Below are 20,452 nucleotides of genomic sequence, written 5' to 3' on the forward strand. Positions count from 1 at the left end.
CTCGGGGTTCAGTTCTCTAATCAATCAGGCAAAAAAAGCTCATTGGCACTATCTGTCCGCCAGGGTGACCTTGTTACATAGGCGCGACCGCGCCCGTTACCCACCGACCGGCAATGCCGGGCATCTCGCTGCAGATCACCGAACCAATCTACCGTCGTCGCCCGCGCCGAACCAACCAACCTCGATAGCCGACCGACATCATCACAGGCAGTGGAGTTGTCCGCACTTCGCGGGTCTCCTGTTGCAGACCTCACATCCTGCGCGACGCGCTGCGCGGGCGGCGCGGCGGGTCACCGATGCCGGGCGCGCGCCGGATCGTAGAGGTGGGATTCGGCACACGACGCCGCTCCCGCGAGGGCCTTGCCGACCAGGATGATCGCGGCCTGCCGCAGCTCGGCGGCCTCGACCTGATCGGCGATGTCGGCCAGGATGCCGCGCAGGATCAGCTGATCGGGCTGGCTGGCGCGGTACACCACGGCGACCGGACAGTCGCGGCCGTAGTCGGCGACCAGCTCGGCGGCCAGCGCGCGGATGCGGGTGATCGCCAGGTGCAGCACGAGGGTGGCGCCGGTCGCCGCGAAGGTGGCCAGGGCCTCGGACTCGGGCATCGCGGTCGAGCGGGCCTGGGTTCGGGTCAGCACGACCGACTGCACGACCTCGGGGACGGTCAGTTCGGCGCCGAGCAGCGCGGCCGCGGCGGCGTAGGCGGGGACACCGGGGGTGACATCCCAGGCGATGCCGTGCGCGTCGAGCCTGCGGGTCTGCTCGGTGAGGGCCGAATAGACGGACGGGTCACCCGAACACAGCCGGGCCACGTCCTTGCCCGCCCGGTCGGCGCGCACCAGGTGCTCGGTGATCTGGTCGAGGTCCAGGTGCTGGGTGTCGATCAGCTCGGCGTCGGGCGGGCAGTGCGCGAGCACCTCTCGGTCCAGATAGGTGCCCGCGTACAGGCACACCGGCGACGCGCCGAGCAGGGTGACCGCCCGCACGGTCAGCAGGTCGGCCGCACCCGGCCCGGCGCCGATGAAGTGCACGGTCATGCGGGTGAGTGTATTCAGGCGGGTTCGGGTCAGGCCGTCGCGTCGAAGTGGGCGAGCACCTTGGTCGGGCGCAGGCGGACGACGAGTTCGCCGGGGACGCCGTTGCGCTTGCCGAATTCCTCGGCGCGGTCGGCGCCCATGTAGCGGCCGCCGATCTCGGTCGCGGTGCGGAGCAGTTCCGCCGGATCCTCGGACAGGGTGACGGTGCCTTGCACCTGCACCGACGGGTACGGCGCGGCCTCGACGTCGACGATCACCGCGATCCTGCCGTCCCGCGCGAACGCCTTGCCCTTGGCGGTGTTCTTGCCCGTGTTGAAGACCAGTTCGTCACCCTCGAGCACGAACCAGACCGGGGTCACCACCGGCCGGCCGTCGGCGGCGACGAACGCGACCTTGCCCGTCCGCGTGCCTGCGGAAAGAAACTCGCGCACCTGTGGATCGGAAAGAGAAGCCATTGCTTCACCCTAGGCGCAGGCGGGCGGCCGGGCGGGGCAGCCGCGGGCGCATGTCGCGCTCAGATCGCACCCTGCTCGCGGGCGCGGGCGACGGCCGAGGTGCGGGAGCGGACACCGAGTTTCGCGTAGATGTGCACCAGGTGCGACTTGACGGTGGTTTCGCTGAGGAACAGCTCCTTGGCGATCTCCCGATTGGACCGGCCGTCGGCGACCAGCCGCAGCACCTCGATCTCGCGGGCGCTCAAGGTGGTGTCGGCGCGGCGCACCCGGGTCATCAGCTTCGAGGCCACCGCGGGCGACAGCACGCTCTCCCCCGCGGCCGCCGAGCGCACGGCGGCGAGCAGTTCGGTGGGCGGGGTGTCTTTCAGGATGTAGCCGCAGGCGCCGGCCTCGATCGCGCCGAGGATGTCGGCGTCGGTGTCGTAGTTGGTCACCACCAGGACATTCGGCGGCTGCGGGAGCGCGCGCAGCTCGGCGGTGGCGTCCGCGCCGGAGCGACCGGGACCGAAGCTCAGGTCCATCAGCACCAGATCCACCGGGGTGGTGGCACAGAACGCGACGGCCGCCTCGCCGGTCGGCACGTCGCCGACGACGGTGATGTCGTCGCCGCCGTCGAGCAGTGCGCGCAGCCCGGCCCGGACGATGGCGTGGTCGTCGGCCAGCAGCAGGCGGATCATGCGGGCGCTCCCGGTTCGGCCGAATCCGGTTCGGGCGCGGCGGTTTCGAGGGGGAAGGCGACAGTGACCGCGGTATGTCCCGGTTCCGATTCCACCGCCATGACGCCGCCCTGCTGCTCCACCCGGGAACGCATGGCGGCGAGGCCGAACGAGCCGGACGGCGAGTGGTCGAGGACGTCGGGCGCGATGCCGATGCCGTCGTCCACCACGTCGAGCAGGACCTCGGCGTCGGCATAGGTGAGGGTCAAGCGCATTCGATCGGCCTTCGCGTGTCGCACGACGTTCGAGACCGCCCCCTGGGCGATGCGTACCAGTGCCGCCTCGATCGGCATCGGCAGCCGTTCCGGCGTGCCCTCGACCACCAGCTGGGTGGCGAGGCCGGGAGCGTTGGCGCGCAAGCAGATTCGTTCCAAGGCTTGCGCGAGGGATTGGCCGTCGAGGGCGGCGGGCGCCAATTCGGCTATCAGCCTTCTGGTTTCGGCGAGGTTCTCCGCGGCCGTCTCCCTGGCCAGCCGAATCTGCCGCAGCGCGGGGTGATCCGGTGCGGACTGTTCCGCGGCGTGCAGGAGCAGTTGGATGCTGCTCAGGCCCTGCGCGACGGTGTCGTGAATCTCCTGCGCCAATCGCTCCCGCTCGGACAGTTTGCCCGCCGTGCGCTCCTGTTCGGCGAGTATCGCTCGGGTACTGAGCAATTCGTCGATCAGCCGCTGCCGTTCGGCGGATTCACGGAACAGCGCTTGGTAACCGAGACCGATGCCGACCGCGACCGCCGCGCCGAACACCGGGCCGATCACGCCGGCCACCGACCAGCCGCGGTGCACGCCGAAACCCACCACGGCGATCGCGGTCGCGACGGCCACCGCCGCCAGGCTCCATGGGCGCGGGAGCAGATGCAGGTAGAGGAAGAAGAGGCCGAACGCCAGATAGCCCGCGTCGGGGGCGAGCACGACGAGGCAGAGCCACCACACGGTCAGGGCGGTCAACCAGATCGCGATCCCGCCGCGGCGGCCGCTCAGCACGTGTCCCGCGAAGTAGGTCGCCAGGAAGCCCACGGTCAGCGCCACCACCGGGACCGGGTGCGGCGCGCCGGGCAGCAGCGCACGCACGGCGATCACCACCGCCAGCGCCGTCATCAGCACGTGCAGTCCGAGCCGCAGCGCGGTGAAGACGGGCGTGAGCGGGGACGAGTGCACCATGCCAGCTTATGTGCGGCTACCCCGGCGGCATCCATCGAAAGGTGTAAAACGCCGCCCACCGTTCGATGGTGCGCCTTTCCATCCCGCGCGCGATGGCCGCGGGCTCCCGGCGCGGAACAGTGAAAGGCATGTTCGTCGCACTCCGAGATCTGCGCGCCGCCCGCGGCCGCTTCCTGCTCATCACCCTGGTCGTCACGCTGGTGGCGCTGCTGGTGAGCTTCCTCAGCGGGCTCACCGCCGGGCTCGCGCACCAGAACATCTCGGCCGTCGAATCGTTCCCCGGCGACACCGTCGTCTTCGCCGACACCGGCGCCGCCCCGTCGTTCGACGCCTCGACGCTGACCGCCGAGCAGGTCGCCGCCTGGCAGGCCGCGGCCGGCCCGCACGGCACGGTCGACCCGATCGGGATCAGCCACGGCAAGGTCGATCCGCGCGGGCGCGCCTCGGCGCAGGTCGCCTTCTTCGGCACCACCGGAACCGCTTTCGGCAACCGATCCGCAACCGAGAACGGGAGCGTGGTGCTCAGCACCGGCGCGGCCAAGGATCTAGGCGCGGCCGCAGGCGATTCCGTCACCATCGGCGGCCGCGACTTCACCGTGGCCGCGGTGCGCGGAGACGATTGGTACAGCCACACTCCGGTGGTCTGGACCACCCTCGCGGACTGGCAATCGATGAGCCCGCGCTCCGGCGCGGCCACCGTGCTCGCGGTCTCCGGCGTGCCGGACCAGGCGGCGTTGAACGCCGCCGCGCACACGCAGACGACCGACCCGCGCGGCGCGCTGTCCGCGCTCAGCGCCTATCAGGCCGAGAACGGCTCGCTGACCCTGATGACCGTGCTCCTGTTCGCCATCTCCGCCCTGGTGATCGGCGCGTTCTTCACCGTCTGGACCGTCCAGCGCATGCCGGACATCGCAACCCTCAAAGCACTGGGCGCCACCTCCGGCTCGCTGGTCCGCGACGCACTCGCGCAGGCCGCGATCGTCCTGGCCGCCGGCGTTGCCGTCGGACTCGGAATCACGGTCACCGCAGCGGCTTTCCTGGGCGACGCGCTCCCGTTCGTGCTGAGTCCAGCGACCACCTTGCTCCCCGCCGCGGCCCTCATCGTCCTCGGCCTGCTCGGCGCCGCCTTCGCACTCCGCTTCCTCTTCACCACCGACCCGCTGACCGCACTGGGCGCGGGACGCTGACTCGGCACCACCCAAGACTCGTTGACGCACTGGAGCTTTCGACCTATGACCACCACCCTGACCCTCGATGACGTCACCCTCACCTACCCCGACGGATCGGGCAGACTCACCGCGCTGGACCACGTCGGCTTGCGCGTGGCGGGTGGTGAGATCGCCGCGATCACCGGTCCGTCCGGCTCGGGCAAATCCAGCCTGCTCGCCGTCGCGTCCACGCTGATCCGCTCCGACTCGGGTCGCATCGACCTCCGAACCCCCACCGGCAGTGTCGATCTCGCCACGGTCGGCCGTCGCGAGGCCGCCGAACTACGCCGCACATCGATCGGCATCGTCTTCCAGCAACCGAACCTGATCCCCGCCCTCACCGCCGTCGAACAACTCCAGGTCATGTCCCACCTGGGCCAGCGCCGGCCCACCTCAACCCGCCGGCGCCACGAAACCCGCGCCAGGGCAATGGAACTCCTCGACGCTGTCGGACTGGCCGAGCAACACGCCAAGCGCCCCGCCCAGCTCTCCGGCGGGCAACGGCAACGGGTCAACATCGCCCGCGCCCTGATGAACAACCCCGCCCTGCTCGTCATCGACGAGCCGACCAGCGCCCTGGACACCGAGCGCGGCGCCGCCATCATCGACCTGATCCTGACTATCGTGCACGACCACAACGCGGCGACCCTCCTGGTCACCCACGACCGCACCCACCTGCACCGGATGACGGCCGTGCACACCATGACCGACGGCCGCCTGACCCAGAACTCGGACGTTCCAGCACACTTCGTCCCGCACCCGGCCTGAGCCGGTAGCGAATCAATCGAGGTAGCCGAGCAGCGCATCCTGTTCGCGGAAGACCTTGGTACGCAGGGCGTCCACGAAGGCGGCCACCTCCGGCCTGCGGAGGGTTTCGGCGCGGGCGACCAGCCAGTAGGCGAGCCGGACGGAGACCTCGACGGGGAGGACGCGCACGAGATCGGCATGCCGGTCGGCCATGAAGCAGGGCAGCAGACCGATGCCCGCGGCGGCCCTGGTCGCCTCGACGTGCACGAAAACGTTGGTGGAGGTGACGGATTCGCGCATCGCCGGGGCGAAGCTGGAGGCCAAGTCGAGGTCGTCCACCTGGAGCATGGAGTCGATGAAGTAGACCAGCGGGTGCTGGGCCAGGTCATCGATGGTCGAGGGAGTTCCGTGTTCGCGCAGGTAGTCTCGGCTGCCGTAGAGGCCGAGGCAGTAGTCGGACAGGCGAATGGCGGTGGCGCGGTGGACCTGTGGTTCGCCGACCACCACCTCGAGGTCCAGGCCCGAGCGCTGAGTGGAGGCGCGCCTGGTGGTGGCGACGATCTCGACGGTGATCTTGGGATGCCGGCGTTGCACCTCGGCGGCCGCGGGGGCGGCGAGGTAGGCGCTGAAGCCGTCGGTGGCCGAAATCCGGACCACGCCTTCCAATACCCGGCTGCCGTCGGCGTCGGCGGCGAGCGATTTGACCGCGGACTCGACCACCTCGGCCGCCGCCAGCGCTTCCTTGCCGAGTTCGGTGAGCTCCCAGCCGCCGGCGGCCCGGGTGAGCACCCGGCCGCCGAGCGTGTGTTCCAAGGCGGCGATCCGCCGGGAGATGGTGGTGTGGTTGATGCCGAGCTCCTCGGCGGCGGACACGAACCGACCCGATCGGCCGACGGCGAGCAGCACCAGCAGGTCGTCCGCGCTCGGCCGACGGGCAGACCCCGCGGAACCGACGTTCATATCTGCATCCTCGCAGATACGTACTGCACATCTAGTCATTGCGGACAAACCGATCTGCACTAATACTTCGTTGCAGCCGAGATTTGTGGGGGCCATCACATCGACATCCTGATGTGACCCCTGGCACGAAGGAGAGTTCGATGAGCGTGCGCAGTGCATTGTGGCCAAGCGACCCGGGCGGGGTGCCGACCGGCCTGAGACGGGTGGTCGCCGCATCGATGGCGGGCACGGTCGTCGAATGGTACGAGTTCTTCCTCTACGGCACCGCCGCGACGCTGGTGTTCAGCAAGGTGTTCTTCGCCAAGGGCACCAGCGATCTGGACGCGATCCTGGCCGCCTTCATCACCTACGCCGTCGGATTCGCCGCACGCCCGCTGGGCGGCATCGTGTTCGGGCATTTCGGCGACAAGTACGGCCGCAAGAAGCTGCTGCAATTCAGCCTCATCCTGGTCGGCGCCTCGACGTTCCTGATGGGCTGCCTGCCGACGTTCGGTCAGATCGGCTACTGGGCGCCGACCCTGCTGGTCGTGCTGCGCTTCATCCAGGGCTTCGCCGTCGGCGGTGAGTGGGGCGGCGCGGTTCTGCTTGTGGCCGAACACAGTCCGAGCCGCAGCCGCGGTTTCTGGGCGAGCTGGCCGCAGGCCGGGGTGCCGATGGGGAACCTGCTGGCGACGGTCGTGCTGCTGGCGCTGACCACCTGGCTGTCGGACGCGGCCTTCCTCAGCTGGGGCTGGCGCGTTGCCTTCTGGCTGTCGGCGGTGGTCGTGCTGGTCGGCTACTACATCCGCACCAAGGTCACCGACGCGCCCATTTTCGTTGCCGCGCAACAGGAATTGGAGCAGATCAAGGCGACGTCGCTGAGCGTGGTCGAGGTGCTCAAGCGCTACCCGCGCGGCGTGCTCACCGCCATGGGCCTGCGGTTCGGCGAGAACATCCTGTACTACCTGGTCGTCACCTTCACCATCACCTACCTCAAGGTGCAGGTGCACGTCGATACCAAGGTCATCCTCTGGTGGCTGCTGGCCGCGCACGCGGTGCATTTCGTGACCGTCCCGCTGGTCGGGCGGCTGTCCGACCGCTTCGGCCGGCGGCCGATCTACCTGATCGGCGCGGTCACCGCGGGCACCTGGGGCTTCTTCGCCTTCCCCATGATGGACAGCGGGCACAACGCGATCATCCTGTTCGCGATCATCATCGGCCTGGTCTTCCACGCCTTCATGTACGCCGGACAGCCCGCGATCATGGCCGAGATGTTCCCGACCCGCATGCGGTATTCCGGTGTGTCCCTTGGCTATCAGGTGACCTCGATCGTGGCCGGATCGCTGGCGCCGATCATCGCGGTCCGCCTGTTGAACACCTACAAGTCCGCGGTACCCATCGCCATCTATCTGGCCATCGCCGCTGCGGTGACGGTCGTCGCCGTCTACTTCGCCCGGGAAACGAAAGGTCTGGATTTGGCAACCGTCGACCTCGCCGATGCCGACTACCTGGCCGGCCGGCCCGCCACGGTGGCCGCCAAATGAGCGACCTCACCGGCCGTTCCGCCCTGATCACCGGCGGCGCCAGCGGAATCGGCGCCGCCTGTGCGCGGGCCCTGGCCGCCCGCGGCGCGCGGGTCACCATCGCCGACATCGATGAGGTCGGCGCGAAGGCGCTGGCCCGCGAGCTCGACGGGAAGTCCTGGGCGGTAGACCTTTTGGAAGCCGACGAATTGGAAACGCTCGAGCTCGAGATCGACATCCTGGTGAACAACGCCGGAGTGCAGAGCATCAGCCCGATCGAGGACTTCGCCCCGTTCCAGTTCCGCACCTTGCTCACGCTGATGGTCGAGGCGCCGTTCCTGCTCATCCGCGCCGCCCTGCCGCACATGTACCGGCAGGGCTTCGGCCGGATCATCAATATCTCGTCGGTGCACGGACTCCGGGCGTCGGAGTTCAAGTCCGCCTACGTGACCGCCAAGCACGGCCTGGAGGGGTTGTCCAAGGTCACCGCGCTCGAGGGCGGCAGGCACGGCGTCACCAGCAATTGCGTCAGCCCAGGCTACGTCCGAACGCCGTTGGTGGACAAGCAGATCGCCGACCAGGCCAAGGCGCACAACATCCCCGAACAGCAGGTGCTGGAGAAGATCCTGCTCACCGAGAGCGCGATCAAACGCCTGGTCGAGCCGGAAGAGGTGGCCTCGCTGGTGAGTTGGCTCGCCTCGGCGGACGCGGGCATGGTGACCGGCGCCTCCTACACCATGGACGGCGGCTGGAGCGCTCGATGATCGAGCCCTCACCCCAAGGCGGACAACGCCATTCGGCGCAGCACGGGCCTGGCCCGGACGGCCGTTGCGGTGCTCGCGCTGTGCGGGGTGGAGTTGATCAGCCCGAAGGCGGCGTGGGCCTGCACCCGCGCCGTCTCCTCGGGTAAGCCGGGATGCAGTTCACGCAGCACCGTGACCCAGATTTCCACGTACTGGCGCTGGGTCCGGCGCAGCTCCCGGCGGGCGGCGACGGGCACGTTCTCCAGGTCGCGGTCCTGGATCCGGATCAGGTCCGGATCACCGAGCGCGAAGTCGAGGTGGAAGTCGACCAGACCGGCCAGCGCCTCGGCCGCGCCCGCGGTACGCGCGACCACCGCCTTGCCGCCGTCGAGCAGCCGCTGGCTGACCCCGACGAGCAGTTCGACCAGCAACGCCTCCTTGTTCGGGAAATGGCGGTAGACCGCGGGGCCGCTGATGCCGACGGCCGCGCCCAGGTCGTCCAGGCGCATCCCGAGGAAGCCGCGGTCGGCGATGAGCCGGGCTCCGGCGTCGAGGAGTTGCTGCCGTCGCTGCGCTTTCAGCTGTTCACGGCGGGTGAGCGCGACGGGGTCGGTGCTGGTCACACGCGCTCCTTTCGCCTACCTGGACATCTCGGTTAACCAAGATTAACCTGGATTCCAGTTATCGGCGACTAACTGGTCCGCCCGTCGCCCCTCGTCGAGTCGCTCCGCGACGCTGACCCACAAGGATCACGTAATGACAGTTACCGAATTGGCCGTCGACAACCGAGTCGCCCACAAGGCGCTGGTCGACGACCTGAACGCCCGGCTGGCCGCCGCGGCGCTCGGCGGGTCCGCGAAGGCCAGGGACCGCCATGTGGCGCGCGGCAAGCTGCTGCCCCGCCAGCGGGTGGACCAGCTGCTCGACCCGGGCAGCCCATTCCTCGAACTCTCCCCGCTCGCCGCGACCGGGATGTACGGCGACGAATCCCCCGGCGCCGGGATCATCACCGGGATCGGGCGGGTGTCCGGCCGCGAGTGCGTGATCGTGGCCAACGACGCCACCGTCAAGGGCGGCACCTACTACCCGATGACGGTGAAGAAGCATCTGCGCGCGCAGGAGATCGCGCTGCAGAATCAGCTGCCGTGCCTGTATCTCGTCGACTCCGGCGGGGCCTACCTGCCCGAGCAGGACGAGGTCTTCCCCGATCGCGAGCACTTCGGGCGCATCTTCTACAACCAGGCGAATATGAGCGCCAAGGGAATTCCGCAGATCGCCGCGGTACTCGGCTCCTGCACCGCGGGCGGAGCATACGTGCCCGCGATGAGCGACGAGGCGGTGATCGTGCGCAATCAGGGCACCATCTTCCTCGGCGGGCCGCCGCTGGTGAAGGCCGCGACCGGCGAGGTGGTCACCGCGGAGGACCTCGGCGGCGGCGAACTGCATTCGCGCACATCGGGTGTCACCGATCATTTGGCCGAGGACGATCAGGACGCGCTGCGCATCGTGCGCCGCATCGTGGCGACCCTCGGCCCGCGTCCGTCGAGCCCGTGGGCGGTGCTGCCGCCGGTCGCACCCGCGGCCCCGGAGTCCGAGCTGTACGACGTGGTGCCGGTCGACCTGCGTACCCCGTACGACGTCCGCGAGGTGATCCATCGCCTGGTTGACGGCGACCCGAACGGGGACAGCGCTTTCCACGAGTTCAAGGCCGAATACGGCAAGACCCTGGTCACCGGCTTCGCGCACATCCACGGCCACCCGGTCGGCATCGTCGCCAACAACGGCGTGCTGTTCAGCGAATCCGCCATGAAGGGCGCACATTTCATCGAACTGTGCGACAAGCGCAAGATCCCGCTGCTGTTCCTGCAGAACATCACCGGCTTCATGGTCGGCCGCGACTACGAGGCGGGCGGCATCGCCAAGCACGGCGCGAAGATGGTCACCGCGGTGGCCTGCGCGCGGGTGCCGAAGCTCACCGTGGTGATCGGCGGATCCTATGGCGCGGGCAACTACTCGATGTGCGGGCGCGCGTATTCGCCGCGCTTCCTGTGGATGTGGCCGAACGCCAGGATCTCGGTGATGGGCGGCGAGCAGGCCGCCTCCGTCCTGTCGACGGTGCGCGGCGATCAGCTCGACAGCTCGGGCCAGCCGTGGTCGGCGGCGGACGAGGAGGCGTTCAAGGCGCCGATCCGCGATCAGTACGAAAGCCAGGGCAACCCCTACTATTCGACGGCCCGGCTCTGGGACGACGGCGTGATCGACCCCGCGGACACCAGAACCGTCCTCGGACTTGCCCTTTCGGTGTGCGCGCAAGCGCCGCTCGAACCCGTTTCCTACGGCGTCTTCCGGATGTGAAGGAGCGTCAGCGAGTGAACCGAAAACACAGTGTGCCAATCGCACACGACGGAGCCGAGCGCCAGCGAGGCGAGGAGAGTGTGCGATGCTGAACAAGTCTCATCCCGTCGGGTTCGACACCGTGCTCGTGGCCAATCGCGGCGAGATCGCGGTGCGGGTCATTCGCACGTTGCGCGCCATGGGCATTCGCTCGGTCGCCGTCTACAGCGACGCCGACGCCGACGCCAGGCATGTGCACGAGGCCGACACGGCCGTGCGGCTGGGTCCGGCCTCGGCGCGCGAAAGTTACCTCGCCATCGGCAAAGTGGTGGACGCCGCGGTGCGCACCGGCGCCCAAGCGGTGCACCCCGGATACGGATTCCTCTCCGAGAACGCCGCTTTCGCCGCGGCGCTGGCGGAGGCGAACATCGTCTTCCTCGGCCCGCCTGCCCGGGCGATCGAGGTCATGGGCGACAAGATCGCGGCGAAGAACACCGTCGCCGCCTTCAACGTCCCCGTCGTGCCGGGCATCGCCCGGCCCGGCCTGACCGACGCCGACCTGATCGAGGCGGCGCGCGAGGTCGGCTACCCGGTGCTGGTCAAGCCCTCCGCCGGCGGCGGCGGTAAGGGCATGCGCCTGGTCGAGGACCCGGCGCGGCTGCCGGAGGCCCTGCTCAGCGCGCGCCGCGAGGCCGCGTCCGCGTTCGGCGACGACACCCTGTTCCTGGAACGCTTCGTCACCCGCCCGCGGCACATCGAGGTGCAGGTGCTCGCCGACCAGTTCGGCAACGTGCTGCACCTCGGCGAACGCGAATGCAGCCTGCAGCGCAGGCATCAGAAGGTGATCGAGGAGGCGCCGTCCCCGCTGCTCGACGCCGCGACGCGGGCCCGGATCGGCGCCGCCGCCTGCAACACCGCGCGCAGCGTCGACTACGTCGGCGCGGGCACGGTCGAGTTCATCGTCTCCGCCGACCGGCCGGACGAGTTCTTCTTCATGGAGATGAACACCCGGCTACAGGTCGAGCACCCGGTCACCGAGCTGGTCACCGGCGTCGACCTGGTGGAATGCCAGGTCCGGGTCGCGGCCGGGCAGAAGCTCGCGGTGGAGCAGGACGAGATCCGGATGATCGGGCACGCCATCGAGGCCAGGGTCTATGCCGAGGATCCCGGCCGCGGGTTCCTGCCCACCGGCGGCACGGTGCTCGATCTCGTGGAGCCCGAAGGCGTTGGCATCCGGGTGGATTCGGGGCTGCGCGCAGGCACGGTGGTCGGCAGCGACTACGACCCGATGCTGTCCAAGGTCATCACCCACGGCGCGGACCGGACCGCCGCGATCGCGAAACTCGATCGGGCGCTGGGCGATACCGTGCTGCTCGGGGTGACCAGCAATATCGAGTTCCTGCGCTTCCTGCTCGCCGACCCGGATGTCGCGGCGGGACACCTGGATACCGGGCTGCTCGACCGCCGGGTCGCCGATTTCCATCCCGCCCCCGTGCACGACGAGCTGTTCCTGGCCGCCGCCGCCTATCGCTGGCTGCGGCGCTGGCCGACGACGCCGAGCGATCCCTGGCGGGTCCCGTCCGGCTGGCGCATCGGCGACGCCGCGCCCACCGCGATCCGGCTGACCGGCGGCGACCGGACCGAGCACGTGTACCTCACCGGCAGTCCCGCCGACGCGACCGCACGCCTCGCCGAGGGCGAACCCACCACGCTGTCCGCCACTTTCGCCGACCACCTGCTGACCTTGACCCTCGACGGCATCCGGCGCGAGTACCGGATCGCCGAATACGACGGCCAGCTCTGGCTCGCCGGACCCACCGGCGTCGCGATGCTGCGCGAGGTCGCCGAGGCGAGCGTGCGCGGCACCGCCGAACACGTCGGCGACGCCGAAATAACCAGCCCCATGCCGGGTTCGGTGATCGCGGTGCAGGCCGACACCGGCACGCAGGTCGCCGCGGGCGCCCCGGTCGTCATCGTGGAGGCAATGAAGATGGAGCACTCGCTCACCGCGCCCATCGCCGGAACCGTGGAGATACTCGTGACGCCCGGCACCCAGGTGCGCCTCGATCAAGTACTGGCCCGCATCGTCGCGGCACCCGAAGACTCGAATACCGCCGAGCGAGAAGGAAACCCAGCATGACCGACTTCCTGTCCACCGGCGCCCTGCCGCAGGAATACCGCGACCTCGCCTTGACCGTGCGCGATTTCGCGCGCACGGTGGTCGCGCCGGTCGCCGCCGAACACGACGCGAAGCACACCTTCCCGTACGAGGTGGTCTCCGGCATGGCCGACATGGGCCTGTTCGGCCTGCCGTTCCCCGAGGAGTACGGCGGCATGGGCGGCGACTACTTCGCGCTGTGCCTGGCCCTGGAGGAGCTCGGCAAGATCGACCAGAGCGTGGCCATCACCCTGGAGGCCGGCGTCTCGCTCGGTGCGATGCCGATCTACCGCTACGGCAACGACAAGCAGAAGCAGGAATGGTTGCCGCAGTTGACCAGCGGGCGTTCGCTCGCCGCGTTCGGGCTCACCGAGCCCGGCGCGGGCAGCGACGCGGGCGGGACCAAGACCACCGCGATCGCCGACAGCGGCGACTGGGTGATCAACGGCAGCAAGCAGTTCATCACCAACTCCGGCACCGACATCACCACGCTGGTGACGGTGACCGCGGTGACCGGACAGGCGGGCGGCAAGAAGGAGATCTCCACCATCCTGGTGCCCACCGACACCCCCGGCTTCGTCGCCGAACCCGCCTACAACAAGGTCGGCTGGAACGCCTCGGACACCCATCCGCTCAGCTTCACCGACGTCCGGGTGCCGGAGGAGAACCTGCTCGGCGAGCGCGGCCGCGGCTACGCCAACTTCCTGCGCATCCTGGACGAGGGCCGGATCGCCATCGCGGCGCTCGCGGTCGGCGCGGCGCAGGGCTGTGTCGACGAGAGCGTGCGCTACGCCAAGGAGCGCGAGGCGTTCGGTCAGGTCATCGGCCGCAATCAGGCCATCGCGTTCAAGATCGGCCGGATGGAGGCGCGCGCGCATACGGCCCGCACCGCCTACTATGACGCCGCAGCGCTGATGCTGGCCGGCAAGCCGTTCAAGAAGCAGGCGTCCATCGCCAAGCTGGTGGCCAGCGAGGCGGCCATGGACAACTCCCGCGACGCCACCCAGATCTTCGGCGGCTACGGGTTCATGAACGAATACCCGGTGGCTCGGCACTACCGGGACAGCAAGATCCTCGAAATCGGCGAGGGCACAACGGAGGTGCAGCTGATGCTGATCGGACGGGAGCTCGGGCTATGACCGAAACCAGCAGCCTGCGCCGGGTCGTGCAGACCGGCATGTGGTTCGAGGAACTCGAGACCGGTGTGCTGTACGAGCACCGGCCGGGCCGCACCATGACCGAGACCGACAACGTGCTGTTCAGCACGCTGACCATGAATCCGCAGGGGCTGCACATCGATGCGGCCTACAGCGAGGCTCAGGAGCCGTTCCACCAGCGCCTGGTCAACTCGCTGTTCACCCTCGGCACCATGGTCGGCCTCGCGGTGGCACACCTGACCCAGGGCACCACGGTGGCCAATCTCGGCTTCTCCGAGGTGAAGTTCCCGGCGCCGCTGTTCCACGGGGACACCGTCTACGCGGAAACCGAGGTGCTGGACAAGCGGGTGTCCAAGAGCAGGCCGGGCGAGGGCATCGTCACCTTCCGGCACACCGCACGCAACCAGCACGGCGCCGTCGTCGCGGTCGCGGTGCGCAACGCGATGATCCGCCTGCGGCCCGAATCCGGCCGGTCATGACCTGGACGATGCCGGGTCCGGCCTGGCTGTTCTGCCCGGCGGATCGCCCGGAACGTTACGAAAAGGCGGCCGCCGCAGCGGATGTGGTGATCCTCGACCTCGAGGACGGCGTCGCCGCGGGAGACAAGGCCGCCGCGCGTAAGGCGCTCGTCACGACGCCGCTGGATCCGGAGACCACGTTCGTCCGGGTCAACGCGGCCGGAACCGAGGAGCACACGCTCGATCTGGCCGCGCTGGCCGACACTCGCTATCGGCGCCTCATGCTGCCGAAATGCGAAACGGCCGAACAGATCACGACGCTGGCCGGGTACGAGGTGCTCGCGCTGATCGAATCCCCGCGCGGCGCGCTCACGGTCGGCGACTCGATGACCGCGGACAACGCGATCGGCGTGATGTGGGGCGCCGAGGACCTGGTGGCCGGGCTCGGCGGCCAGTCGAGCAGGCACGCCGACGGCAGCTATCGCGATGTGGCGCGGCATGTTCGGTCCACCTCGCTGCTCGCGGCCAAGGCCTCCGGGAAGTTCGCGCTCGACTCGGTGTACCTCGATATCCGCGATCTCGACGGCCTCCGGGCCGAGTCGCTGGACGCGGTCGCCGTCGGGTTCGACGGCAAGGTGGCAATCCATCCCGGTCAGGTACCGGTCATCCGTGCGGCCTACGCACCGTCGGAGACCGAAATAGACTGGGCCCGAAGGGTACTCGACGAGGTACCCAAGCATCGTGGCGTGTTCGCCTTCGAGGGCCGCATGGTCGACGCCCCCGTCCTGCGACATGCCGAGCAGATCGTGCGGCGCGCCGAGCGCGCCTGACCACCAGTTCGAACAGCCAGGAGGAACGCGGTGCAACCACAGTGGGTGCCGACCGAGCAGGATATCGCCGACGCCAGGATCACCGACTTCGCGAAGTTCGTCGAGGCCCGCACCGGTGTCGTCGCGCCCGACTACCACACGCTGTGGCAGTGGTCCGTCGATGAGCTCGCCGAGTTCTGGCACGCGGTGTGGGACTACTTCGAGCTCGGCGAGGTCGCCGGCGAGGTGCTGGCCAGCGCCGAAATGCCGGGCGCGCAATGGTTTCCGGGCACGCGGCTGAACTATGTCGATCAGCTCATCCGCCAGTTCCGCAGTGACCGGCCCGCGATCATCGGAGTCACCGAGGACGCACCGCCGCGCGAGGTGTCCTGGGCCGAAGTGATCGACCACACCGCGGCATTGGCCCGCACCCTGCGCGATCTGGGCGTGCGGGCGGGCGATCGGGTCGCGGGTTATCTGCCCAATATCCCGGAGACCGTCGTCGCGTTGCTCGCCACCGCCAGTATCGGCGCGGTCTGGAGCGCCTGCGGCCAGGACTACTCGGCCAAGGCCGCGCTGGACCGGCTGGGTCAGCTCGAGCCCACCGTGCTGATCACCGTGGACGGTTATCGCTTCGGCGGCAAGGCGCACGACAAGCGCGCAGACATCGCCGCGCTACAAGCCGGTCTCGGCACGCTGCGCGCCACGATCGCCGTCTCCCAGCTCGGCCTCGAGGTCGCCGACGCGACCGCGTGGACCGACGCGATCGCCCACGACGCGGCCGCACCCGCTGTGATCACCACGGAGCCGGTCGATTTCGATCATCCGCTGTGGATCGTGTTCTCCTCCGGCACCACCGGCCTGCCGAAGGGCATCGTGCACGGCCACGGCGGCGTGCTGCTGGAGCACCTGAAAGCCGTTGCGCTGCAATCCGATATCGGACCCGCCGACACCTTCTTCTGGTACACCAGCCCGAGCTGGATGATGTGGAACTTCCAGGTCTCCGGCCTGCTGACCGGCGCGACCATCGTCTGTTACGACGGCAGTCCCACCTATCCGGCGCCGGATGCGCTGTGGCGCATCGCCGCCGAGACCGGGACCACCGTGCTCGGCACCAGCCCCGGCTACGTGCTCGCCTGCATGAAGGCCGGCGCGGTGCCGCGCACCGAGCACGACCTGTCCGCGCTGCGCACGGTCGGCATCACCGGCGCGTCGCTGCCCACCTCGTCGGCCCTCTGGCTGGGCGCGAACACCGGTGACCGGGTCCAGGTCAACTCGCTCAGCGGCGGCACCGACGTGGTGTCGGCCTTCATGGGCGGCGCGCGTACCGTCCCGGCCTGGCCGGGCGAGCTGTCGGTCCGCTTCCTCGGCGCCGCGCTGGAGTCCTTCGACAGCGCCGGACACCCGGTCCGGGGTGAGGTCGGCGAGCTGGTGCTCACCAAGCCGATGCCGTCCATGCCGGTGCGGTTCTGGCACGACCCGGACGGAAAGCGCTATCACGACGCGTATTTCGACATGTACCCCGGTGTGTGGCGGCACGGCGACTGGATCACCATCACCGACCGCAATTCCATCGTCGTGCACGGCCGCTCGGACTCGACGCTCAACCGGCACGGCATCCGGATGGGCAGCGCCGACATCTACCAGTCCGTGGAGCGTCTCCCCGAGGTCGCCGAGGCCCTGGTGATCGGCGCCGAACAGCCGGACGGCGGGTACTGGATGCCGCTGTTCGTCGTGCTCGCACCCGGCGCCGAACTCACCGACGACCTGAAGACCCGGATCAACAGCACCATCCGCACCGAGGTCTCCCCGCGCCACGTCCCGGACGAGATCCTGCTCGCCCCCGGCATCCCGCACACCCGCACCGGCAAGAAGCTCGAGGTGCCGATCAAGAAACTGTTCCAGGGTGCCGACGCCGCCCGGGTGGTCGAACGCAGCGCGGTCGACCAGCCGGACCTGCTCGACTGGTATGCCGCGCAACGCCCCAACGGCGGCGCCGCGTAGGTCAGCGCGCCTCGGCCGACCGCCTCGGGTTGGCCGTTCCGCGCGGTCTCGTCCAGTACGGTTGATATCTGCCGCGTTGTGGACCGCGTGGCATAGATCTCCTAGCGTGGTATGAAACAGGTTCGTCTCATACTCAACGAAGGTGGCACCGTGGCCGCACATGATGTCCGGGAGCGTGACGAGACCGCCGCTTATCCGCCGGGGTCGCGGCTGCCCGCCTTCGTGCAGAGCATCCTGTTCCAGCTGGATCGCCAGCGCTTCGTGCCCGCCGTCGCGCGCCGGTACGGCGAGGTCTTCACGCTGCGCATCCCCCCGGTCGCCGACCGTGCCGTGGTGTTCTCCCGCCCGGAGCACATCAAGGAGATCTTCGCGGGCAACCCGCGCGACCTGCACGCGGGCGAGGGCAACCAGATCCTCGGCGTCGTCATGGGCCCGCACTCGCTGCTGCTCACCGACGAGGACGAGCACGCGCGCGCCCGGCGATTGCTGATGCCCGCCTTCAACGGCTCCGCGCTGCGCGACTATCGCGACCTGGTCGCCGAGATCGCCGTCGCCGAAATCGACCGCTGGACACCGGGTGCCACGCTGATCACGCTCGACCGGATGAACGCGCTCACGCTCGAGGTGATCATCCAGGTGGTGTTCGGGGTCTCCGACGAACAGACCCGCGCCGAGCTCGCGCCGCGGCTGCGCCGGATCGTCCACCTCAACCCGCTGATCTTCGTCGGGATCAAGTCATCCATGCTCAGCCGCGTCGGACCGTGGAAGCGGTTCGCGGAGAACATGCGCGCGGTCGACGCCCTGCTCTACGCCGAGATCGCCGCGCGCCGGCGCGCGCCGGACCTGGCCGAACGCACCGACGTGCTGTCTCGCCTGCTGCACGCGGGCACCGGCGACGACCACGACCCGCCGCTCACCGACGCCGAGCTGCGCGATCAGCTCATCACACTGCTGCTCGCCGGCCACGAGACGACCGCGTCCGCGCTGTCCTGGGCGCTGTACGAAATCGCGACCCATCCCGACATCCAGGCGGCCGCTGTCACCGCCGCGCGCACCGGCGACGACAAATACCTCGAGGCCGTGATGAAGGAGGCGATGCGGCTGCACGTCATCATCAACGGCACCAACCGAAAGCTGACCAGGGACCTGACCGTCGGCGGCCGCCGCCTGCCCGCGGGCACGGTGGTGAACACCTCGATCCTGCTCGCGCACCGCAGTCCCGACAACTATCCCGACGTCGCGGTCTTCCGGCCGGACCGCTTCCTCGCCGGCGAGGTGGCCCCGAATACCTGGCTGCCCTTCGGCGGTGGGGTCCGGCGCTGCATCGGCGCGGGCTTCTCGCTCATGGAGGGCACCACGGTGCTGCGGGAAATCCTTGTGCGCCATTCCCTTTCGCGACCCGAGGGCGCGGAGCCGGAACGCGGGAAGACCCGCAACATCACCACGGTCCCCGAGCGCAAGGCCCGAGTGGTCGTCACGCCGCACGACTGATCGCGCAACCGGGTCCGCGCCCGGCCGACCGGCTGTGGCGGCCCTCACCGGCGCGGACCCACGCCTACGGGTCGGGCCGGGGGCCGCCGCCTTCCGGCAGGTACCACCCCCGATTCCGGGTGACCTGGGGCACCCGGCCGGTCCCCCGGTCGCCCCGTACCGAGCCGTAGCCCGTCCCACCTGCTCGGATAAGTACGATGTCCGCATGAGTGTCGACAATCGCCGTACGGCGCGGAAGGCGAGCACCGGCGACTCGGCACCCCGGGAGATCCGGCGCAGGCCGAAGAATCGGCGGGCGCAGATCGCCGCCGCGTCGGCCGCCGCGTTCGGCGCGCTCGGCTATCACGGCGTCAGCATGGAGGACATCGCCACCGGGCTCGGCATCAGTTCGGCCGCGCTGTATCGCCACTATCCGAGCAAGTACGCGCTGTTCCGGGAGGAATTGCTGCGGGTAGGCCGGGCCATGACCGAGGCGGTCGAGCTGCCCGCGGCGGCGGCCGCGTGGTCGCCCGAAGCGCGGCTGCACCATGTACTCGACGCGCTCATCGCGGTCACCATCGAGAACCGGCCGACCGTCACGCTGGTGCGCTGGGAGGGCCGATACCTCGAATCCGAGGATCTGGCAACGCTCAACGACCAGCAGTTCGCCGTGCTCGGCGCGCTCGGCGACCAGCTCGCCGTGCTGCGGCCGGAATTGACCGAGGACGATATCCGGGTGCTGCGCATGGCATTGCTGAGCACGATCACCAGCATCGCCGACCACCACGCCACGCTGCCTGCGAAATCCCTTGCCCGGCTGTTGGGTTCGGCCTGCCAGCCGATCATCGGCACGGAACTGCCCGCCGAGCGCCCCGCCGAGCCGCTCCGGGTGGTGGAGATCCCGGATTCGTTCAAACACGAACTGCTGCTGCGCAAGGCGGTGGAGTTGTTCCATGAGCGCGGGTACCCCAATGTGAGCGTGGAGGACATCGCCACCGCCGCTGGACTTTCCGCGGCCTCGGCGGTGTACCGGTTCTATCGCGGTAAGAGCGATCTGCTGGCCGCGGCGTTTCGCCGTGCGGCGGAACGGGTTTCGGGTGCGGTCGGTCCGGCGGTCGCGACCGCGGCCAGCCCGGAGGGCGCCCTGACCACGCTGATCGAGCAGTACGTCGCGGGGTCGTTCGCCGAGCGCGCGCTGACCTACGTGTATTTCACCGAGTTCCAGCATGTTCCGGCGGAGGAGCGCACGGTGCTGCGAAACATCCAGCGGCTCAGCGTCGAAGAGTGGGCGCGGCTGCTGCGCGAGGTGCGGCCGGAGCTCTCGCCCGCCGAGGCGCGCTTCCTCATCCACGCCGCGTTCGCCCTGGTGGTGGATCTGGGCCGCGCGTTCGACAACCACCCGATGGCGGCGCAGGAGCGGGTGCGCCTGTTGATGCAGGTCGTCCTTTTCGGCCGCCCCGCCGCGGCGTGAGCGCCCGGGCCGACGGGCGCGACCGGGGTACCGACCGGTTGCTTATGTTACGTACTATTCCAT

Annotated in this window: 18 protein-coding genes; 12 read left to right on the forward strand and 6 right to left on the reverse strand. The window is 69.3% G+C overall.

Annotation, left to right across the window (positions count from 1 at the left end):
* Window positions 1-290: 290 nt before the first annotated feature.
* From cobM to ACFQ9K_RS33195, 4 genes are read right to left on the reverse strand one after another with little or no spacing between them, the layout of a single operon-like run.
* Window positions 291-1,040 (reverse strand): precorrin-4 C(11)-methyltransferase, encoded by a 750-nt coding sequence (gene cobM / locus ACFQ9K_RS33180; protein WP_378713617.1) that lies wholly within the window; start codon window positions 1,038-1,040, stop codon window positions 291-293.
* Window positions 1,041-1,069: 29 nt separating this feature from the next.
* Entirely contained in the window at window positions 1,070-1,495 is a 426-nt protein-coding gene (locus ACFQ9K_RS33185; RefSeq protein WP_378713618.1) for a PPOX class F420-dependent oxidoreductase, read from the reverse strand.
* A gap of 59 nt (window positions 1,496-1,554) precedes the next feature.
* Window positions 1,555-2,172, reverse strand: a complete 618-nt coding sequence (locus ACFQ9K_RS33190; protein WP_364723167.1) for a response regulator transcription factor — start codon at window positions 2,170-2,172, stop codon at window positions 1,555-1,557.
* Entirely contained in the window at window positions 2,169-3,365 is a 1,197-nt protein-coding gene (locus ACFQ9K_RS33195; protein ID WP_378713711.1) for a sensor histidine kinase, read from the reverse strand. The genes ACFQ9K_RS33190 and ACFQ9K_RS33195 overlap by 4 nt, the downstream gene beginning before the upstream one ends.
* 131 nt (window positions 3,366-3,496) lie before the next feature.
* Here ACFQ9K_RS33195 and ACFQ9K_RS33200 point away from each other — a divergent pair, with 131 nt between their 5' ends.
* Window positions 3,497-4,555, forward strand: a complete 1,059-nt coding sequence (locus ACFQ9K_RS33200) for an ABC transporter permease (RefSeq protein WP_378713620.1) — start codon at window positions 3,497-3,499, stop codon at window positions 4,553-4,555.
* Between the two features lie 45 nt (window positions 4,556-4,600).
* A complete protein-coding gene (locus ACFQ9K_RS33205; RefSeq protein WP_378713622.1) occupies window positions 4,601-5,344 on the forward strand; it encodes an ABC transporter ATP-binding protein in 744 nt (247 codons plus the stop codon).
* 12 nt (window positions 5,345-5,356) lie between these two features.
* Here the strand turns inward: ACFQ9K_RS33205 and ACFQ9K_RS33210 are convergent, their stop codons facing one another.
* Window positions 5,357-6,322, reverse strand: coding sequence for a LysR family transcriptional regulator (locus ACFQ9K_RS33210; protein ID WP_378713623.1), 966 nt, complete (start codon window positions 6,320-6,322; stop codon window positions 5,357-5,359).
* 101 nt (window positions 6,323-6,423) lie between these two features.
* Here ACFQ9K_RS33210 and ACFQ9K_RS33215 point away from each other — a divergent pair, with 101 nt between their 5' ends.
* Window positions 6,424-7,806 (forward strand): MFS transporter, encoded by a 1,383-nt coding sequence (locus ACFQ9K_RS33215; protein ID WP_378713625.1) that lies wholly within the window; start codon window positions 6,424-6,426, stop codon window positions 7,804-7,806.
* Complete coding sequence (locus ACFQ9K_RS33220) at window positions 7,803-8,549, forward strand: 3-hydroxybutyrate dehydrogenase (RefSeq protein WP_378713627.1); 747 nt, start codon at window positions 7,803-7,805, stop codon at window positions 8,547-8,549. The genes ACFQ9K_RS33215 and ACFQ9K_RS33220 overlap by 4 nt, the downstream gene beginning before the upstream one ends.
* A gap of 8 nt (window positions 8,550-8,557) precedes the next feature.
* Here the strand turns inward: ACFQ9K_RS33220 and ACFQ9K_RS33225 are convergent, their stop codons facing one another.
* On the reverse strand, window positions 8,558-9,151 hold the full coding sequence (locus ACFQ9K_RS33225; RefSeq protein ID WP_378713629.1) for a TetR/AcrR family transcriptional regulator: 594 nt from the start codon (window positions 9,149-9,151) through the stop codon (window positions 8,558-8,560).
* A gap of 133 nt (window positions 9,152-9,284) precedes the next feature.
* On the opposite strand from ACFQ9K_RS33225, the gene ACFQ9K_RS33230 reads away from it, so the two are divergent.
* The 8 genes from ACFQ9K_RS33230 to ACFQ9K_RS33265 all read left to right on the forward strand — a co-directional run bounded on the left by ACFQ9K_RS33230 (window position 9,285) and on the right by ACFQ9K_RS33265 (window position 20,389).
* The gene (locus ACFQ9K_RS33230) at window positions 9,285-10,883 is read left to right on the forward strand and encodes a carboxyl transferase domain-containing protein (protein WP_378713631.1); all 1,599 of its coding nucleotides are present in this window, start codon (window positions 9,285-9,287) and stop codon (window positions 10,881-10,883) included.
* Between the two features lie 85 nt (window positions 10,884-10,968).
* The gene (locus ACFQ9K_RS33235; RefSeq protein ID WP_378713632.1) at window positions 10,969-13,002 is read left to right on the forward strand and encodes an acetyl/propionyl/methylcrotonyl-CoA carboxylase subunit alpha; all 2,034 of its coding nucleotides are present in this window, start codon (window positions 10,969-10,971) and stop codon (window positions 13,000-13,002) included.
* A complete protein-coding gene (locus ACFQ9K_RS33240) occupies window positions 12,999-14,159 on the forward strand; it encodes an acyl-CoA dehydrogenase family protein (RefSeq protein WP_378713633.1) in 1,161 nt (386 codons plus the stop codon). The genes ACFQ9K_RS33235 and ACFQ9K_RS33240 overlap by 4 nt, the downstream gene beginning before the upstream one ends.
* Window positions 14,156-14,656, forward strand: a complete 501-nt coding sequence (locus tag ACFQ9K_RS33245) for a MaoC family dehydratase (RefSeq protein WP_378713635.1) — start codon at window positions 14,156-14,158, stop codon at window positions 14,654-14,656. Before ACFQ9K_RS33240 ends, ACFQ9K_RS33245 begins: the two co-directional genes overlap by 4 nt.
* The gene (locus ACFQ9K_RS33250; RefSeq protein ID WP_378713637.1) at window positions 14,653-15,465 is read left to right on the forward strand and encodes an HpcH/HpaI aldolase/citrate lyase family protein; all 813 of its coding nucleotides are present in this window, start codon (window positions 14,653-14,655) and stop codon (window positions 15,463-15,465) included. Before ACFQ9K_RS33245 ends, ACFQ9K_RS33250 begins: the two co-directional genes overlap by 4 nt.
* A gap of 30 nt (window positions 15,466-15,495) precedes the next feature.
* Window positions 15,496-17,448: an acetoacetate--CoA ligase gene (locus tag ACFQ9K_RS33255; RefSeq protein WP_378713639.1), complete on the forward strand. Its 1,953-nt coding sequence runs from the start codon at window positions 15,496-15,498 to the stop codon at window positions 17,446-17,448.
* Between the two features lie 150 nt (window positions 17,449-17,598).
* Entirely contained in the window at window positions 17,599-18,939 is a 1,341-nt protein-coding gene (locus tag ACFQ9K_RS33260) for a cytochrome P450 (RefSeq protein WP_378713641.1), read from the forward strand.
* 205 nt (window positions 18,940-19,144) lie between these two features.
* A complete protein-coding gene (locus ACFQ9K_RS33265) occupies window positions 19,145-20,389 on the forward strand; it encodes a TetR/AcrR family transcriptional regulator (RefSeq protein ID WP_378713643.1) in 1,245 nt (414 codons plus the stop codon).
* Window positions 20,390-20,452 lie beyond the last annotated feature (63 nt).

Origin of the sequence: Nocardia sp. NPDC056564, from assembly GCF_042793755.1 — a bacterium.
Classification (GTDB): domain Bacteria; phylum Actinomycetota; class Actinomycetes; order Mycobacteriales; family Mycobacteriaceae; genus Nocardia.